Raw genomic sequence first — 13766 nt, 5'->3', positions numbered from 1 at the left:
CTGGCCATCATTGCCCATGAGATCCCGCAAGAAGTCGGGGACTACATCGTGCTGGTCAACGCAGGCTTTTCCAAGCAACGCGCGCTGCTGTACAACGCCTTGTCCGGGCTGGCAGCCGTGGTGGGCGGTGTGCTGGGTTATGTGCTGATCGAGCCCTGGCAGGAGTACCTGCCCTACCTGATGGTGGTGGCGGCGTCGAGCTTCATCTATGTGGCCGTGGCCGATCTGATCCCCCAGTTGCAAAAGCGCCTGCACTGGCGTGAGACCGTGGCGCAGATCTTCTGGCTGGGGGCTGGCTTGCTGCTGATCGGCTCGATCGTGCAGGTGCTGCACCACGAGCATGACCATGGTGCCGAGGCGCCTGCGGCGCACTCAGTTGCGCATGGCGCTTCCGAGGCGGTTGGCCGCGATGCCGGCCACCACGATGAGCACCGTGCCCACGACTGACAAGGTGTAGACCGGCTCATCGAAGAACCACACGCCCAGCAGGAAGGCGTGCACGATGCCCAGGTACTGCAAGCTGGCCATGGCCAGCGGCTGACCGTGTGCGTAGGCGCGTGTCATGGCCAGTTGGGCGGCGGTGGCGAACAGGCCGATGCTCAGCAGCCAGGCCCAGCCCGACAGGCTGGGCGAGACCCAGGCCTGGGTGTCACTCAAGGCGCGCCCACCCATCAGGAGCAGGCCGACCAGGGTGCCAAAGAGCGAGAAGTAAAACACCACGCGGTGCTCGGGCTCGCCGCTGCGGCCCAGCGCCGCCACCTGCAGATAGGCCCAGGCCGACAGCATGCCCGAGAGCAGTGCAGCCAGGCCCTGCAGCCATTGATCGCGCTGCAGGGTGGGGCGCAGCACCAGGGCCACGCCCACGAAGCCCAGCAGCACGGCTCCGAGCAGCATGGGCGGGATGGGGGTGTGGGGGGCAGCACGCCAGCGTTTCCACAGTTGGCGCAGCATCAGGAACACCGCCATCCATACCGATGACATGTAGTTGAGCGTGACGGCGGTGGCCAGGGGCAGGTGGGCCATGGCATAGAACCACAGGCTCAGGGCCGAGACGCCTGCCACGCCGCGCCACAGGTGCTGACGCGGGACCTGGGTGCGCAGGGGCAGGCGCTGTGACCAGGCCAGGGTGGCCATGATCAGGGCGCCCACCAAGCCCCGGAAAAAAACAACCTCGGCCGTGGTGACCTCGGCCGAGGCTTTCTTGACGCACAGGCCCATGCCGGCAAAGAGCACGGTGGCCAGGACCATCATCCAGGCGGCCGACAGCTTGCTGGCCGCCGCGCGCACGAGGGTCACCCCTTGAAGTCCATCGTCCGGCGGTACCACTCGTGGAAGTGCTGCATGCCGTCTTCCATGGGGCTCTGGTAGGGGCCGACTTCGTTGTCGCCCCGCAGGAACAGGGCCTTGCGGCCAGCGTCCATGCGCTCGCCGATCTCGTCGTCCTCGATGCAGGTCTCCATGTAGGCGGCCTGATGGGCTTCGACGAACTCGCGCTCGAAGGCGGCGATCTCTTCAGGGTAGTAGAACTCGACCACGTTCAAGGTCTTGTTCAGGCCGCGCGGGTAGAGGTTGGAGACCACCAGCACGTGTGGGTACCACTCCACCATGAGCGTGGGGTAGTAAGTCAGCCAGACCGCGCCTTGCGTGGGCTTTTGCCCGTTGCGATAGCGCAGGACGACGTCGTGCCAGGCCTTGTAGACCTCGGAGCCCGGGCGGTCGAAGGTGCTGGCCACGCCCACGGTCTGGATGGAGTACTCACGGGCCATGTCCCAGCGCAGGTCGTCACAGGTGACGAAGTTGCCCAGGCCGGGGTGGAAGGGGCCGACGTGGTAGTCCTCCAGGTAGACCTCGACGAAGGTCTTCCAGTTGTAGTTGCACTCGTGCAGCTCGACCTTGTCGAGCACATAGCCAGAGAAGTCGAGGTCCCCGCCCGGGGCAAAGCGGTGTTCCAGACCGGCCAGATCGGCGGCGATGTCACGGCCGTTGTCCTCGAAGATCAGGCCGTTCCAGTTGCGAACCTTGTAGTTGTTGAGGTTCAGGCAGGGGTCGTGCTCGAAGTGGGGTGCTCCAATGAGCTCGCCTTGCAGGTTGTAGGTCCAGCGGTGCAGGGGGCAGACGATGTTGCCCTGGCGGCTGCTGCCCCGGCCCTTGAGCATGACGGCCTGCCGGTGGCGGCAGACGTTGGAGATCAGCTCGACACCGTTGTGGGTGCGAACGAGGGCGCGGCCTTCGTGTTCCTGGGGCAGGGCATAGTGATCGCCGACCTCGGGCACGCTGTTGGCGTGACCCAGGTAGCGAGGACCGGACTGAAAGATGCGCTCGAGCTCCGCGTTGTGCAGTGTCTGGTCAAAGTAGACCGACACGGGCAGTTGACTTTGGCTGCGGTGCAGCGAGGCGAGCGCATGACTCAGATCTGACATGATCCCCAGGATCTCCAAAAACCATGTACGGGTGTCGAATGGCCTTCGCCAATGAGGTGCGAAGGAGCAAGGGAACCGGAGATTGTACCCCTCGGGGGGTATGATGCGCGGAAATACCCTAGCTAGACCCCCAGTCAAGGGGCCCCGGCCTCAGGGGAGCCGTTCGCCAGCCCGATCCGCTGTCGCCCCTGACGAAATAGAATACGCGTTTGCCCTGACGAGGGCGTGCCCTCCGATGTCGGGCTGCTCGTGTGTCAGCCCCTTGCTCCCGTTGTTTTGTCGCGTTTGTGTCCGCCCATGGCCAAAGCTCCTGCCAAGAAAGCCGATCCCGATCACGGGCCTGATGAGGGCACCTTGCCACCCCTGCCCGAGCGCTATGAGGAGGCCCTGGCCGAACTCGATACCTTGGTCAGTCGCATGGAAACCGGGGCCTTGCCGCTGGACCAGTTGCTGGTGAGCTACCGGCGTGGTGCTCAACTGCTGGCGTTCTGCCGTGGTCGCCTTGATGCCCTGGAAACCCAGGTCAAGGTGCTGGAAGACGGTCAACTCAAGCCCTGGGACGTGGCATGAATTCGCAGGCTTTCAAGGATTGGTCCGGCACGGCGCTGGCACAGGTGGAGTCCGCGCTGGATGCCTGGGTGCCCGCCGAGGCGCCCGCAGGCCTGGGCGATGCGATGCGCTATGCCGTGCTGGATGGCGGCAAGCGCCTGAGGGCCTTGCTGGTGCTGGCGTCGGCGCAGGCTGTGGGGGCTCTGACCCGTGCGGCCGGGCGCGATGCGGCCTTGCGTGCCGCATGCGCGGTGGAGTTGATCCACGCCTATTCGCTGGTGCATGACGACATGCCCTGCATGGACAACGATGTGCTGCGCCGGGGCAAGCCCACGGTGCATGTGCGTTTTGGCGAGGCGCAAGCCATGCTGGCGGGCGATGCCATGCAGGCGCTGGCCTTTGAGGTATTGACCCCTGTTCCGGTCGACGATGGATCGATTGTTTCGGCGGCCATGCAGGCGCGGCTGTGCCGCGTGCTGGCTCGGGCGTCCGGACAGTCGGGCATGGCCGGTGGTCAGGCCATTGACCTGGCCAGCGTGGGAACCTCGCTGGACGAGGCCACCTTGCGGGACATGCATCGCCGCAAGACCGGCGCGCTGCTGTGTGCCAGCGTGCAGATGGGCGCGGCCTGTGGTGATCTGGTCGAATCATCTCCGGTCTGGGAGGCGCTCACGCGCTTCGGTCTGGCCATGGGCCTGGCCTTCCAGATCGTCGACGATGTCCTGGACGCCACGCAGCCCTCCGACACCTTGGGCAAGACGGCGGGCAAGGATGCCGATGCCAACAAACCGACCTATGTGGGATTGCTGGGGCTGGAGGGGGCCCGCAGCGAGGCCGAAGACCTGCTCGCGCAGGCCCAGTCGGCCCTGATCGACAGCGGCCTGGACGCTGCGCTGCGTGCCCCGCTGACGGCACTGGCCGAGCGCATCGTGCATCGCGAACACTGACTTTTTTGGGAACCCCAGCATGAGCCATCCTTTGCTGTCCAGCATCGAATCGCCAGCCGACATCAAGCGGCTGACACGCCACGAGCTCAAGCAACTGGCCAGCGAGTTGCGCGAGTACCTGCTGCAGAGCGTGGCGCGCACGGGGGGGCACCTGTCGTCCAACCTGGGCACGGTCGAGTTGACGATTGCCTTGCACTACGTGTTCGACACGCCGCAAGACCGCCTGGTGTGGGATGTGGGCCACCAGACCTACCCGCACAAGATCCTGACGGGGCGCCGCGACCGCATGAGCACGCTGCGCCAGTTGGGTGGCATGAGCGGCTTCCCGCGCCGTGACGAGAGCGAGTACGACACCTTCGGCACGGCGCACTCGTCGACCTCGATCTCGGCGGCGCTGGGCATGGCCGTGGGTGCGCAATTGCGAGGTGAAGCCCGCAAGGCGGTGGCCATCATCGGTGATGGTGCCATGACGGCCGGCATGGCCTTCGAGGCCCTGAACAATGGTGGCGTGCCTCACAACGGCCGCCTGGCCGATGTGCTGGTGGTGCTCAACGACAACGACATGTCGATCTCGCCGCCGGTGGGCGCGCTGAATCGCTATCTGGCACGCCTGATGTCGGGGCGGTTTTATGCCCAGGCCCGCGAGAGCGCCAAGCAGGTGCTGCGCAATGCGCCCCCGCTGTTCGAGCTGGCCAAGAAGCTCGAAGAACACGCCAAGGGGCTGGTGGTGCCTGCCACCATTTTCGAGGAGTTCGGCTTCAACTACGTGGGCCCGATCGATGGCCATGATCTGGACTCGCTGATTCCCACGCTGGAGAACCTGCGTGACCGGGGTGGCCCGCAGTTCCTGCATGTGGTCACCAAGAAGGGCTATGGCTACAAGCTGGCGGAAGCCGATCCCATTGCCTACCATGGTCCGGGCAAGTTCGACCCGGCCGTGGGCCTCAAGAAGGCCGTGGCCACGGATGTGCCGGCCAAGCCGACCTTCACGCAGGTCTTTGGTCAGTGGCTGTGCGACATGGCGGCCCATGACACCCGCCTGGTGGCGATCACTCCGGCCATGCGCGAGGGCTCGGGCATGGTTGAGTTCCATCAGAAGTACCCCGGGCGTTATTTCGATGTGGGCATTGCCGAGCAGCATGCCGTGACCTTTGCGGCCGGTCTGGCCTGCGAGGGTCTCAAGCCCGTGGTGGCGATCTATTCGACCTTCCTGCAGCGGGGCTATGACCAGCTCATCCATGACGTGGCCATTCAGAACCTGCCGGTGGTGTTCGCCATGGACCGGGCGGGCATCGTGGGTGCGGATGGGGCCACGCACATGGGGGCGTTTGACATCGCCTTCGTGCGCTGCATTCCCAACATGAGCCTGATCGCACCGGCCAACGAGAACGAGTGCCGCCAGGCGCTGACGGCCGCTTTTGAGCAGAACCACCCGGTGGCCGTGCGTTATCCGCGTGGCGCGGGGGCAGGCGTGGCGGTCGAGCCCACGCTGCAGGCCCTGCCCTGGGGCAAGGGCGAGGTCTGCCGCCGTGGGGCAGAGACCTCAGCGGGCCCCCGCGTGGCCATCCTGGCTTTCGGGACCTTGCTGTACCCCGCCTTGCAGGCGGCCGAGTCGCTGGACGCCACGGTGGCCAATATGCGCTTCATCAAGCCGCTGGACACCGAGCTCCTGCTGGAGTTGGCACGCAGCCACGATGCGCTGGTGTCGGTCGAAGAAGGCTGTGTGGCGGGCGGGGCGGGCTCGGCCGTGGCCGAGGCGCTGAGCCAGGCGGGTGTGGTCGTGCCCTTGCTGATGCTGGGTTTGTCAGACCAGTTCATCGAGCATGGCGATCCGGCCAAGCTGCTGGCGCTTCAGGGCCTGGATGCCGAGGGCATCGAGCGTCGCATTCGCGAGCGTTTTGGTGTGGTGGCCCAGGAGGCCACTGGCAAGGTCATGCCGCTGCGCGGCTGATGCGCGGGGTCAGGCGGCGGCCGGTTCGGCCGGTGCCTGATCGCTGCAGGCGTGGGTGCCGCAACCGGTGATGGCTTCCTGAGGCAGGGCCTGGGGGCTGCTCAGCTCGCCCGTTTCCGGGTCGTAGCCGACACTCTTGAGGTGCAGGGCCAGGCCGGCGTCCATGTTTTGCGCATGGTGCGGGAACCACAGGGTCAGCTCGTGAGCCATCTGACGGATGGGAGCGAGATCACCTTGTGCGCCGCGCAGGGCGCCTTCACGAAGCACCTTGAGCACCACGGCGTGTTGCGTGCTGTGGCAGTTGCCTGGGGCAAAGCCGGTGGCTTCCATCCAGCGGTCTTCGCGGGCGAAGTGTTCGTCGGTGTGGTCGATCAGGGTCTGCCAGGCGGGCAGCAGAGCATCGTCGTCAGCCGCTTGCACGATGGCCAGCAGGTCGACGAATTCCTGGTGGACGGTGTCCATGACGGGCATGGACAGGGAGAGGCTTTCAGACCAGACAAGCGGTTCGGACATGGTGTGTGCTCAGCGGGAAAACGATGTCCGTGCAGGCTAGCGCGAGTGGTGCTGAAGGGGCTTGTTCTGGCGCAAGAGCGAGTGGAAATTCCGGGGGGCGACAAGGTGTGGTGCGCTTTGGCGGGGGAGCGTGGGGCGCGGGCCGAGGGGGGCTCTGTCCGGGCTTCACGGGGGCGGTCCCGCGGCGCGGGACACACCTGCGCTGCTCGCGTCGAGGTGGCGTCGGGGAACTCGCTGCGCGGCTGGCGCCGCTCCGCTCGGACAACCCCGACGAGTCAGTTGTTGATGCGCGCTGCGCGCGCCCACCTCGACACTGTGCTGCTCGGCGCCCCCGAGGCGCCCGGCCAGAGCCCCCCTCGGCCCTTCATCGCCCCACTGGTGGCATGCGACGAGCCCGATACGCCATGCCGTCGTGAACGCGCTTGGGGTCTATGCATGCCACCAGCAGGGCGATCAAGGGCGGAGGGGGCCTGTCGGGCGGGCGCCTGAGTGGGTGCTGAGGAGCGGAGGCGGGAGGCAGGCGTGCGCAGCACGCATCAAGCTCAAACTCGTTGGCGTTGTCTGAGCGGAGAGCCCGCAGGGCGCGCAGCGAGTTCGCCAACGCTGCCTCCTGACGAGCACCGGAAGGGAGTCCCGCGCAGCGGGACCACCCACTTGAAGCCCGAACGACAGGCCCCCGCCGCCCCAGCCCTGCGCTCTCACGCCAAAGCGCTCAATCAGGCCTCAAGCCAACCGAGCCCGATGCCGCGCCACCTGCGCCCGCACCTGAGCCGGCGCCGTGCCGCCCAGCAGATTGCGGGCATTGAGCGAGCCCCGCAGGCTGAGGACTTCGAACACATCCTCGGCGATGGTCGCGTTGTAGGTCTGCAGCGTGCTCAGCGGCAGCTCGGACAAGTCGACCCCCGTCGCGATGGCGTCCTTGACCGCATGAGCCACCACCTCGTGGGCATCACGGAAGGGCAGGCCCTTCTTGACCAGATAGTCGGCCAGATCGGTGGCCGTGGCGTAACCCTTCTTGGCGGCGCGCTCCATGGCCTCGGGCTTGACGGTGATGCCCGCCGCCATCTCGGCGAAGATGCGCAGCGTGTCCTTGAGCGTATCCACCGTGTCGAACAAGGGCTCCTTGTCCTCCTGGTTGTCCTTGTTGTAGGCCAGGGGTTGCCCCTTCATCAAGGTGATCAGGCCCATCAGGTGGCCGACCACACGGCCCGTCTTGCCGCGCGCCAACTCAGGCACGTCGGGGTTCTTCTTCTGGGGCATGATCGACGAGCCCGTGCAGAAACGATCGGCCAGGTCGATGAAGCCGAAGGACTGGCTCATCCACAGGATCAGCTCTTCCGACAGGCGTGAGACGTGCACCATCACCAGCGAGGCCGCCGAGGTGAACTCGATGGCGAAGTCGCGGTCACTGACGGCGTCCAGGCTGTTTTGCGACACGGCCTCGAAGCCCAGGGTGCGGGCCACGCGCTCGCGGTCCAGCGGGTAGCTGGTGCCCGCCAGGGCGGCCGAGCCCAGGGGCAGGCGGTTCACGCGGCGGCGCAGGTCGATCATGCGCTCGGCGTCACGGGCGAACATCTCGACATAGGCCAGCAGGTGGTGACCAAAGGCCACGGGCTGGGCCACCTGCAGGTGGGTGAAGCCGGGCAGGATGGTGTCGGCGTTCTGCTCGGCCACGTCCACCAGGGCTGTCTGCAGGGCGGTCAGCAGCAGGCCGATCTCGTCGATCTCGCTGCGCAGCCACAGGCGCACGTCGGTGGCGACCTGGTCGTTGCGCGAGCGGCCGGTGTGCAGGCGCTTGCCAGCGTCGCCCACCAGTTGGGTCAGTCGGGCCTCGATGTTGAGGTGCACATCTTCCAGGTCGAGCTTCCACTCGAAGCTGCCCGCCTCGATTTCGGTCGTGATCTGGGCCATGCCTTTCTGGATGGCAGCCCAGTCGTCGGTGCTGATCAGTCCCTGGGCATGCAGCATCTCGGCGTGGGCCAGGGAGCCCTGGATGTCGGCTTGCCACAGGCGTTTGTCAAAGAAAACGCTGGACGTGTAGCGCTTGACCAGGTCGCTCATCGGCTCCGAAAACAGGGCCGACCAGGCTTGGGACTTTTTGTCGAGTTGATTGGAGCTCATGGCAAGGCGCGCTTGACGCAGAATGTGCAAACCATGGATTTTAAAGAGAGAGAACCACTTGTGAGCGGCGCCGGTGATCTGGACCCTCTTCGCGCCCCCACGATGTGGGCGGCGACCGGCTTTGAAAGCACGGGGTCGAGGCCCGAGGGGGCTGCCTTGCCCAGCCACTTTGATGTCTGTCATGTGGGGGTGGTGCTGCGCGTTCTGGTCGGCGTGCAGGCCCTGGTGTGCCTGGGCTCTCTCTATGGTGTCCACACGGCCGTGGAGTGGGTGAGTGCCTGGGCGTACGCCTCGGCCGTGGCCCTGCCGGGCTGCCTCTTGTGGCTGGTGCTGGTGTGCTTGCTCAAGCGTGTCCTGGGCCGGCTGGGTGGTGCCGCTCAGTGGGGCGCGGTGTGTGCCCTGGGGGCCCTGGCGGGGGCCTATGGTCACGCCCAGATGGCCTTGATCAACTGGTGGCTGGCGGGTGGCATCGTCTCCTGGTGGAGTTGGGCGGGCCCGGTGAGCACGGGGGCGGCTGTGGCGGCGGTATGTCTGGCCTGGCTGCGTCAGCGTCAGGGGCGCGCCTTGCCCGAGCAGAACCAGGCGCGTCTGGTGGAGCTGCAAGCGCGCATCCGCCCGCATTTCCTGTTCAACACCCTCAACACGGCCATCGCGCTGGTGCAGATCGATCCGGAACGGGCCGAGTCCGTGCTGGAGGATCTGGCCGAACTGTTCCGGCGGGCCCTGGCGTCGCCGGCCACTCAGAGCACCCTGGGGGAAGAAGTCGATCTGGCGCGTCGCTACCTGGGCATCGAGCAATTGCGTTTTGGTGAGCGCCTGGCGGTGAAGTGGCAGTTGGACGAGCAGGTGAGCCCTGCGCTGGTGCCGACGCTGCTGCTGCAACCCCTGGTCGAGAACGCCGTGCGCCATGGCGTGGAGGTGGACCCTGCGGGTGGCTGGGTGTCGATCGCGACCGAGCGCCAGGGCGAGCGGGTGGTGCTGACCATCAGCAATTCGCTGCCGGCCGGGGTACCGCTGACCGTGCCCGAGGGCCGGCGAGGGCATGGCATCGCCTTGCGCAATGTGCGCCAGCGGCTCTTGCTGATGCACGATGTGGAGGCGCAGTTCGAGGCAGGGCCTCGTCCTCTGGCGCCGGGCATGTCGCAGGCCTGCTATGTGGTGCGCTGCTCATGGCCTTTCAAGGAGTGGCGCCATGACGGCTGAGCGTGGGGTGCCCTTGCGGGCCCTGGTGGTCGATGACGAAGCCCTGGCCCGGCAACGTCTGGTGGCTTTGCTGGGGCGTTTGTCAGAGCCGGTGAGCGTGGTGGCCCAATGCGCCGAAGCCGGCGCCGCGCTGGCCTGGCTGGAGGCTCACCCCGGTGAGGCCGATGTGTGCTTTCTGGACATCCAGATGCCAGGGCCCGATGGCCTGCGTCTGGCCGACAAGATCCGAGCCTTGTCGCATCCACCGCTGGTGGTGTTCGTCACGGCGCATGCCGAGCATGCCTTGAAGGCTTTCGAGCTGGAGGCCTGCGACTACCTGACCAAGCCGGTGCGACAGGATCGCCTGGCACAGGCCGTGATGCGCTGCCGCAAGCAGAGCACACCCTTGTCAGCGACAGGCACCGTGGCGCCCGAAGCCCTGGTGGTGCAGGAGCGAGGCCGGGTGCTGCGGGTGCCGGTGGCCCGCATCCTCTACCTCAAGGCCGAACTGAAGTACGTGACGCTGCGCACGGTCGATCACGCCTATGTCATCGACGATTCGCTCAGTGACTTGCAGGAGCGTCTGGGTGAGGCGTTCATCCGCATCCACCGCAATGCCCTCGTGGCCCGGGCGGCCATGCAGCGTCTGGAGCGACGCGATGACCCCGATGGCACGGAAGGGTGGGCGGTGCAGGTGCGAGACTCCGGCGAATGGCTGGTCGTCTCGCGCCGTCAGGTGCCGCTGGTGCGGGAAGCCTTGCTGGCGTCCTGAGGCACAAGGGCAGGATCAGAAGCCCAGAGAGGCGAGCAGGTCGTCGACCTCGCCCTGGTTGGTGACCACGTCGGTGCGACCTTCGGCGTCCACCACCGGGCCGCTCAGGTGAGGCTCGATCACCGAGTGCGCGGTGAGGGCGGCTTCGACCTTGTGGGCCTGCTCGGGAGGTGCCGCCTGCACCAGCAACTTCACAAGCTGGGCCTCCAGATCATTGGCCAGCGTCACCACCTTGGCGACCACCTGACCGGTCAGGTCATGGAAGTCCTGCGCCATCATGATGTCGGTGAGATGCTGGTCCACGCGCTGGGTGGTGGTCTCCACGTCCTGCACGAAGTTGAGCACCGCGCCGCTGGCCACCGCCTTGACAGGGTCTGCCACGATCAGGGCCGCGAGCTTGCGGGTCTCGGTGGCAATGTGGCTCTGGTCTGCCTTGGCATCGTCCACCAGATTGAGCACCTTTTCGGCGGCTTGCTCGGTCTTGGTGGCGATGTAGTTCAGGCGGCTGCGCGCGTCGGGCAGGTTGTCGACCGTGTCCTTGAGCTTGGGCAGCACGCCCAGCATGTTCAGCGTGTCGTGCAACTGGCGTGTCAGGGTGCCCAGTTGCTGGAATATTTCGGGCGATGCCGCTGGCATCGTCATGGGGGGCAATTCTTCCAGCTGCATCGCAGATTCTCCCAATCAGGCGGGGGCCGTGAGTTTTTGCATGATTTTTTGCACCTTCTCTTCCAAAGTGGCTTTGGTGAAGGGCTTGACGATGTAGCCCGCCGCGCCCGATTGCGCGGCCAGCACGATGTCTTCCTTGCGGGCTTCGGCCGTGACCATCAGCACCGGCAGGGCCTTGAGCTTGTCGTCGGCCTTGATGGCCTTGAGCAGGTCAAAGCCGTTCATGTTGGGCATGTTGATGTCGCTCACCACGAAGTCGAAACTGCCGTTCTTGAGCATGTTCAGAGCGATGGCACCGTCTTCCGCTTCTTCAGCGTTGTTGTAGCCAATTTCTTTGAGCAAACCTCGCACGATGCGGCGCATGGTGGAGAAATCGTCCACGATGAGAAACTTCATGTCGGTGTTCGGGGTGGTCATGGCGCTTCCTTGATGCGGTGCGGGGTTACAGCGGTTCCCGTAGAGGTCTTCTATCGAAAAGGTTATCGGCCGTTCGGCGCGAGCCTTGAGTCAATTGGTGGGGGCAATGTCGATGCCTTCTTCCTCGGTGGGGGGGCCCGAGCCTTCGACCTCGGCGGCCTTGAAGACGCGGTCTTCGGCTTCGCGGTTCATCACGATGATGCTGATGCGCCGGTTGAGCGGGCTTTCAGGGTTCTCTCGGTCATACAGCATGCTGGCGGCCAGGCCCTGGACCCGAAGGACCTTGTCGCCCGGCAGTCCTCCGGCAATCAGCTCTCGTCTCGACGCATTGGCCCGGTCGGCCGACAGCTCCCAGTTGCTGTAGCCTCGGTCCCCCGAGCTGAAGGCCTTGGCGTCGGTGTGTCCTTCGATGGTCAGCTTGTTGGGCACTTCCTTGAGCACGACCCCGATGGCGCGCAGCAGGTCCTGCATATAGCCTTTGACATAGGCGTCTCCGCTGTCGAACATGGGCCTGTTCTGGTCGTCGACGATCTGGATGCGCAGGCCTTCTGCCGTCAGGTCCAGGCGCAGCTGCGACTGGTACTGGGCCAGGCGCAGGTCGTTGGCGATGACTTCCTCGACCTTTTTCTTGAGGGCCTTCAGCCGCTCGGCCTCGGCCTGGGCCTGCTGCTCCCGCATGGCCTTGAGGGCCTGCAGGTTGTAGGAGCGCTTCTTGGCGTCGACTTCACCTTCCTTGACCTGGCCACTGGTCTGGGTGAGGTCCTTGCCGCCACCCTTGACGACGCTGGAGGAATCCCCCGAGCCACTGCCGCCAAACATGGCGACCTTCAGGGGGGAGTTGAAGTAGTCGGCAATGCCCTTCTTGTCGCCCTCGGTGGTCGAGCCCAGCAGCCACATCAGCAGGAAGAAGGCCATCATGGCCGTCACGAAGTCGGCGTAAGCGATCTTCCAGGCACCACCATGCGCTGCGTGGCCGCCCTTCTTGATGCGCTTGATGATGATGGGTTGAACTTTTTTGGAATCGCCGGCCATGACGGAGTGACCTGTCTGGGGTGTGGGGGCTTATTTCTTGCCCTTGACGTGGTTTTCGAGCTCCACGAAGGTCGGGCGTTCGGTGGAGTACAGCACCTTGCGGCCGAACTCCACGGCCACTTGCGGGGCATAGCCCTGCATGCTGGCCAGCAAGGTGGTCTTGATGACCTGGAATTCCTTGGTGCCTTCGTCGAGTTTTTGCTCCATCAGGCCCCCCAGGGGTTCCACCACACCGTAGGCCAGCAAGATGCCCAGGAAGGTGCCCACCAGGGCCGAGCCGATCATGCCGCCCAGCACGGCGGGCGGCTGACCCACCGAGCCCATGGTGTTGACCACCCCCAGCACGGCGGCCACGATACCGAAGGCCGGCAGGGCACCGGCCAGGCGGGCCACGGCGGCCACGGCACTGTGCCCTTCGTGGTGGTGTGTGTCGATCTCGTTGTCCATGAGGGATTCGATCTCGTGGGCATTGAGGTTGCCCGACACCATCATGCGCAGGTAGTCGGTGATGAACTCGATGACGTGGTGGTCATGGCCGACGGTGGCGTACTTGCCGAACAGGGCCGAGTTGTGGGGGTCTTCGACATCCTTTTCGATGGACATCAGACCTTCCTTGCGGATCTTTTGCAAGACCTCGTAGAGCATGGCCATCAGCTCCATGTAGCGCTCCTTGCTGTACTTGGAGCCCTTGAAGAGCGGGCCGAAGGCGCGCAGCACAGCCTTGACGGTCTTGGGCTGGTTGTTCACCAGGAAGGCGCCAATGGCACCTCCACCAATGGCCATCATTTCCGTTGGCATGGCATGAATGATCACGCCCATGTTCCCGCCGTGGATGGCGTAGGCCCCGAAGATGCACCCGAGGCAGAGGATGTAACCGATGGCGACAAACATGATGGTCTAGGGCCGTGCGGGCCGGACTGTGGCGGTATGGGCGGCACACATACGACATGCCGTGAAGCCATCATCGGGCAAGGCGCGAGCGGCGATGCCTCGAACAAAGGGGGCTGGCGCGGGCTTTTTCGGCAAAAGTTCACGACAAGGCTGCATGGCACGATCCAAAAAAACGGGCCCTGTAGGGCCCGTTGAAAGCACAGATGTTGTGCCAGGAGGAGACAAGCAAGGACGCTTCACTTCCAAACCGTCCAAGCTGTTCATCGACATCTGCCGGGCGCCCTTGAGACCGAGGACCGGAGGCT

Annotated in this window: 14 protein-coding genes; 6 read left to right on the top strand and 8 right to left on the bottom strand. The window is 65.3% G+C overall.

The annotated features are described in order from the left end of the window. On the top strand, nucleotides 1-447 hold a 447-nt coding region (locus VFW84_RS11135), incomplete at its 5' end, for a ZIP family metal transporter (RefSeq protein ID WP_329680525.1). Here VFW84_RS11135 and VFW84_RS11130 read toward each other — a convergent pair. Both VFW84_RS11130 and VFW84_RS11125 read right to left on the bottom strand, forming a co-directional pair. After that, nucleotides 373-1296: a DMT family transporter gene (locus tag VFW84_RS11130; protein WP_329680524.1), complete on the bottom strand. Its 924-nt coding sequence runs from the start codon at nucleotides 1294-1296 to the stop codon at nucleotides 373-375. The genes VFW84_RS11135 and VFW84_RS11130 overlap by 75 nt on opposite strands. Then, on the bottom strand, nucleotides 1293-2420 hold the full coding sequence (locus VFW84_RS11125) for an aromatic ring-hydroxylating dioxygenase subunit alpha (RefSeq protein WP_329680523.1): 1128 nt from the start codon (nucleotides 2418-2420) through the stop codon (nucleotides 1293-1295). The genes VFW84_RS11130 and VFW84_RS11125 overlap by 4 nt, the downstream gene beginning before the upstream one ends. 297 nt (nucleotides 2421-2717) lie before the next feature. Here VFW84_RS11125 and xseB point away from each other — a divergent pair, with 297 nt between their 5' ends. Genes xseB through dxs form a run of 3 tightly spaced genes read left to right on the top strand, consistent with a single transcriptional unit; the run spans nucleotide 2718 to nucleotide 5867 of the window. Beyond that, nucleotides 2718-2990 carry an exodeoxyribonuclease VII small subunit gene (gene xseB / locus VFW84_RS11120; RefSeq protein ID WP_329680522.1) on the top strand — a complete coding sequence of 91 codons (273 nt, stop codon included), beginning with the start codon at nucleotides 2718-2720 and terminating at the stop codon, nucleotides 2988-2990. After that, the gene (locus tag VFW84_RS11115) at nucleotides 2987-3916 is read left to right on the top strand and encodes a farnesyl diphosphate synthase (protein ID WP_329680521.1); all 930 of its coding nucleotides are present in this window, start codon (nucleotides 2987-2989) and stop codon (nucleotides 3914-3916) included. The genes xseB and VFW84_RS11115 overlap by 4 nt, the downstream gene beginning before the upstream one ends. Nucleotides 3917-3935: 19 nt before the next feature. After that, a complete protein-coding gene (gene dxs, locus VFW84_RS11110) occupies nucleotides 3936-5867 on the top strand; it encodes a 1-deoxy-D-xylulose-5-phosphate synthase (protein WP_329680520.1) in 1932 nt (643 codons plus the stop codon). Nucleotides 5868-5876: 9 nt separating this feature from the next. Here the strand turns inward: dxs and VFW84_RS11105 are convergent, their stop codons facing one another. Continuing rightward, complete coding sequence (locus tag VFW84_RS11105; RefSeq protein WP_329680519.1) at nucleotides 5877-6380, bottom strand: hemerythrin domain-containing protein; 504 nt, start codon at nucleotides 6378-6380, stop codon at nucleotides 5877-5879. A 723-nt stretch (nucleotides 6381-7103) separates the two neighbouring features. Next, nucleotides 7104-8501, bottom strand: coding sequence for an argininosuccinate lyase (gene argH, locus VFW84_RS11100; RefSeq protein WP_329680518.1), 1398 nt, complete (start codon nucleotides 8499-8501; stop codon nucleotides 7104-7106). A gap of 156 nt (nucleotides 8502-8657) precedes the next feature. Here argH and VFW84_RS11095 point away from each other — a divergent pair, with 156 nt between their 5' ends. Both VFW84_RS11095 and VFW84_RS11090 read left to right on the top strand, forming a co-directional pair. Beyond that, a complete protein-coding gene (locus tag VFW84_RS11095) occupies nucleotides 8658-9704 on the top strand; it encodes a sensor histidine kinase (protein WP_329680517.1) in 1047 nt (348 codons plus the stop codon). Then, nucleotides 9694-10455 carry a LytTR family DNA-binding domain-containing protein gene (locus VFW84_RS11090; RefSeq protein ID WP_329680516.1) on the top strand — a complete coding sequence of 254 codons (762 nt, stop codon included), beginning with the start codon at nucleotides 9694-9696 and terminating at the stop codon, nucleotides 10453-10455. The genes VFW84_RS11095 and VFW84_RS11090 overlap by 11 nt, the downstream gene beginning before the upstream one ends. Nucleotides 10456-10470: 15 nt before the next feature. Here VFW84_RS11090 and VFW84_RS11085 read toward each other — a convergent pair whose 3' ends face one another. The 4 genes from VFW84_RS11085 to motA form a co-directional block, all read right to left on the bottom strand. Beyond that, nucleotides 10471-11121 (bottom strand): protein phosphatase CheZ, encoded by a 651-nt coding sequence (locus VFW84_RS11085; protein ID WP_329680515.1) that lies wholly within the window; start codon nucleotides 11119-11121, stop codon nucleotides 10471-10473. Between the two features lie 15 nt (nucleotides 11122-11136). Continuing rightward, nucleotides 11137-11538, bottom strand: coding sequence for a chemotaxis response regulator CheY (gene cheY, locus VFW84_RS11080; RefSeq protein ID WP_329680514.1), 402 nt, complete (start codon nucleotides 11536-11538; stop codon nucleotides 11137-11139). Between the two features lie 90 nt (nucleotides 11539-11628). Then, nucleotides 11629-12570, bottom strand: a complete 942-nt coding sequence (gene motB, locus VFW84_RS11075; protein WP_329680513.1) for a flagellar motor protein MotB — start codon at nucleotides 12568-12570, stop codon at nucleotides 11629-11631. Nucleotides 12571-12600: 30 nt separating this feature from the next. Continuing rightward, the gene (gene motA / locus VFW84_RS11070) at nucleotides 12601-13461 is read right to left on the bottom strand and encodes a flagellar motor stator protein MotA (protein ID WP_329680512.1); all 861 of its coding nucleotides are present in this window, start codon (nucleotides 13459-13461) and stop codon (nucleotides 12601-12603) included. Nucleotides 13462-13766: the final 305 nt, after the last annotated feature.

The organism is Aquabacterium sp. (genome assembly GCF_036279655.1).
Classification (GTDB): domain Bacteria; phylum Pseudomonadota; class Gammaproteobacteria; order Burkholderiales; family Burkholderiaceae_C; genus Aquabacterium.
This window is presented reverse-complemented; position numbering and strand designations above follow the sequence as displayed.

Bases quoted from the DNA above. Each gene is read 5' to 3' on its own strand.
- VFW84_RS11085 (WP_329680515.1), bottom strand. From the start codon at position 11,121: ATGCAGCTGGAAGAATTGCCCCCCATGACGATGCCAGCGGCATCGCCC.
- xseB (WP_329680522.1), top strand. From the start codon at position 2,718: ATGGCCAAAGCTCCTGCCAAGAAAGCCGATCCCGATCACGGGCCTGAT.
- motA (WP_329680512.1), bottom strand. From the start codon at position 13,461: ATGTTTGTCGCCATCGGTTACATCCTCTGCCTCGGGTGCATCTTCGGG.
- VFW84_RS11090 (WP_329680516.1), top strand. From the start codon at position 9,694: ATGACGGCTGAGCGTGGGGTGCCCTTGCGGGCCCTGGTGGTCGATGAC.
- cheY (WP_329680514.1), bottom strand. From the start codon at position 11,538: ATGACCACCCCGAACACCGACATGAAGTTTCTCATCGTGGACGATTTC.
- dxs (WP_329680520.1), top strand. From the start codon at position 3,936: ATGAGCCATCCTTTGCTGTCCAGCATCGAATCGCCAGCCGACATCAAG.
- VFW84_RS11115 (WP_329680521.1), top strand. From the start codon at position 2,987: ATGAATTCGCAGGCTTTCAAGGATTGGTCCGGCACGGCGCTGGCACAG.
- VFW84_RS11125 (WP_329680523.1), bottom strand. From the start codon at position 2,420: ATGTCAGATCTGAGTCATGCGCTCGCCTCGCTGCACCGCAGCCAAAGT.
- VFW84_RS11105 (WP_329680519.1), bottom strand. From the start codon at position 6,380: ATGTCCGAACCGCTTGTCTGGTCTGAAAGCCTCTCCCTGTCCATGCCC.
- argH (WP_329680518.1), bottom strand. From the start codon at position 8,501: ATGAGCTCCAATCAACTCGACAAAAAGTCCCAAGCCTGGTCGGCCCTG.
- motB (WP_329680513.1), bottom strand. From the start codon at position 12,570: ATGGCCGGCGATTCCAAAAAAGTTCAACCCATCATCATCAAGCGCATC.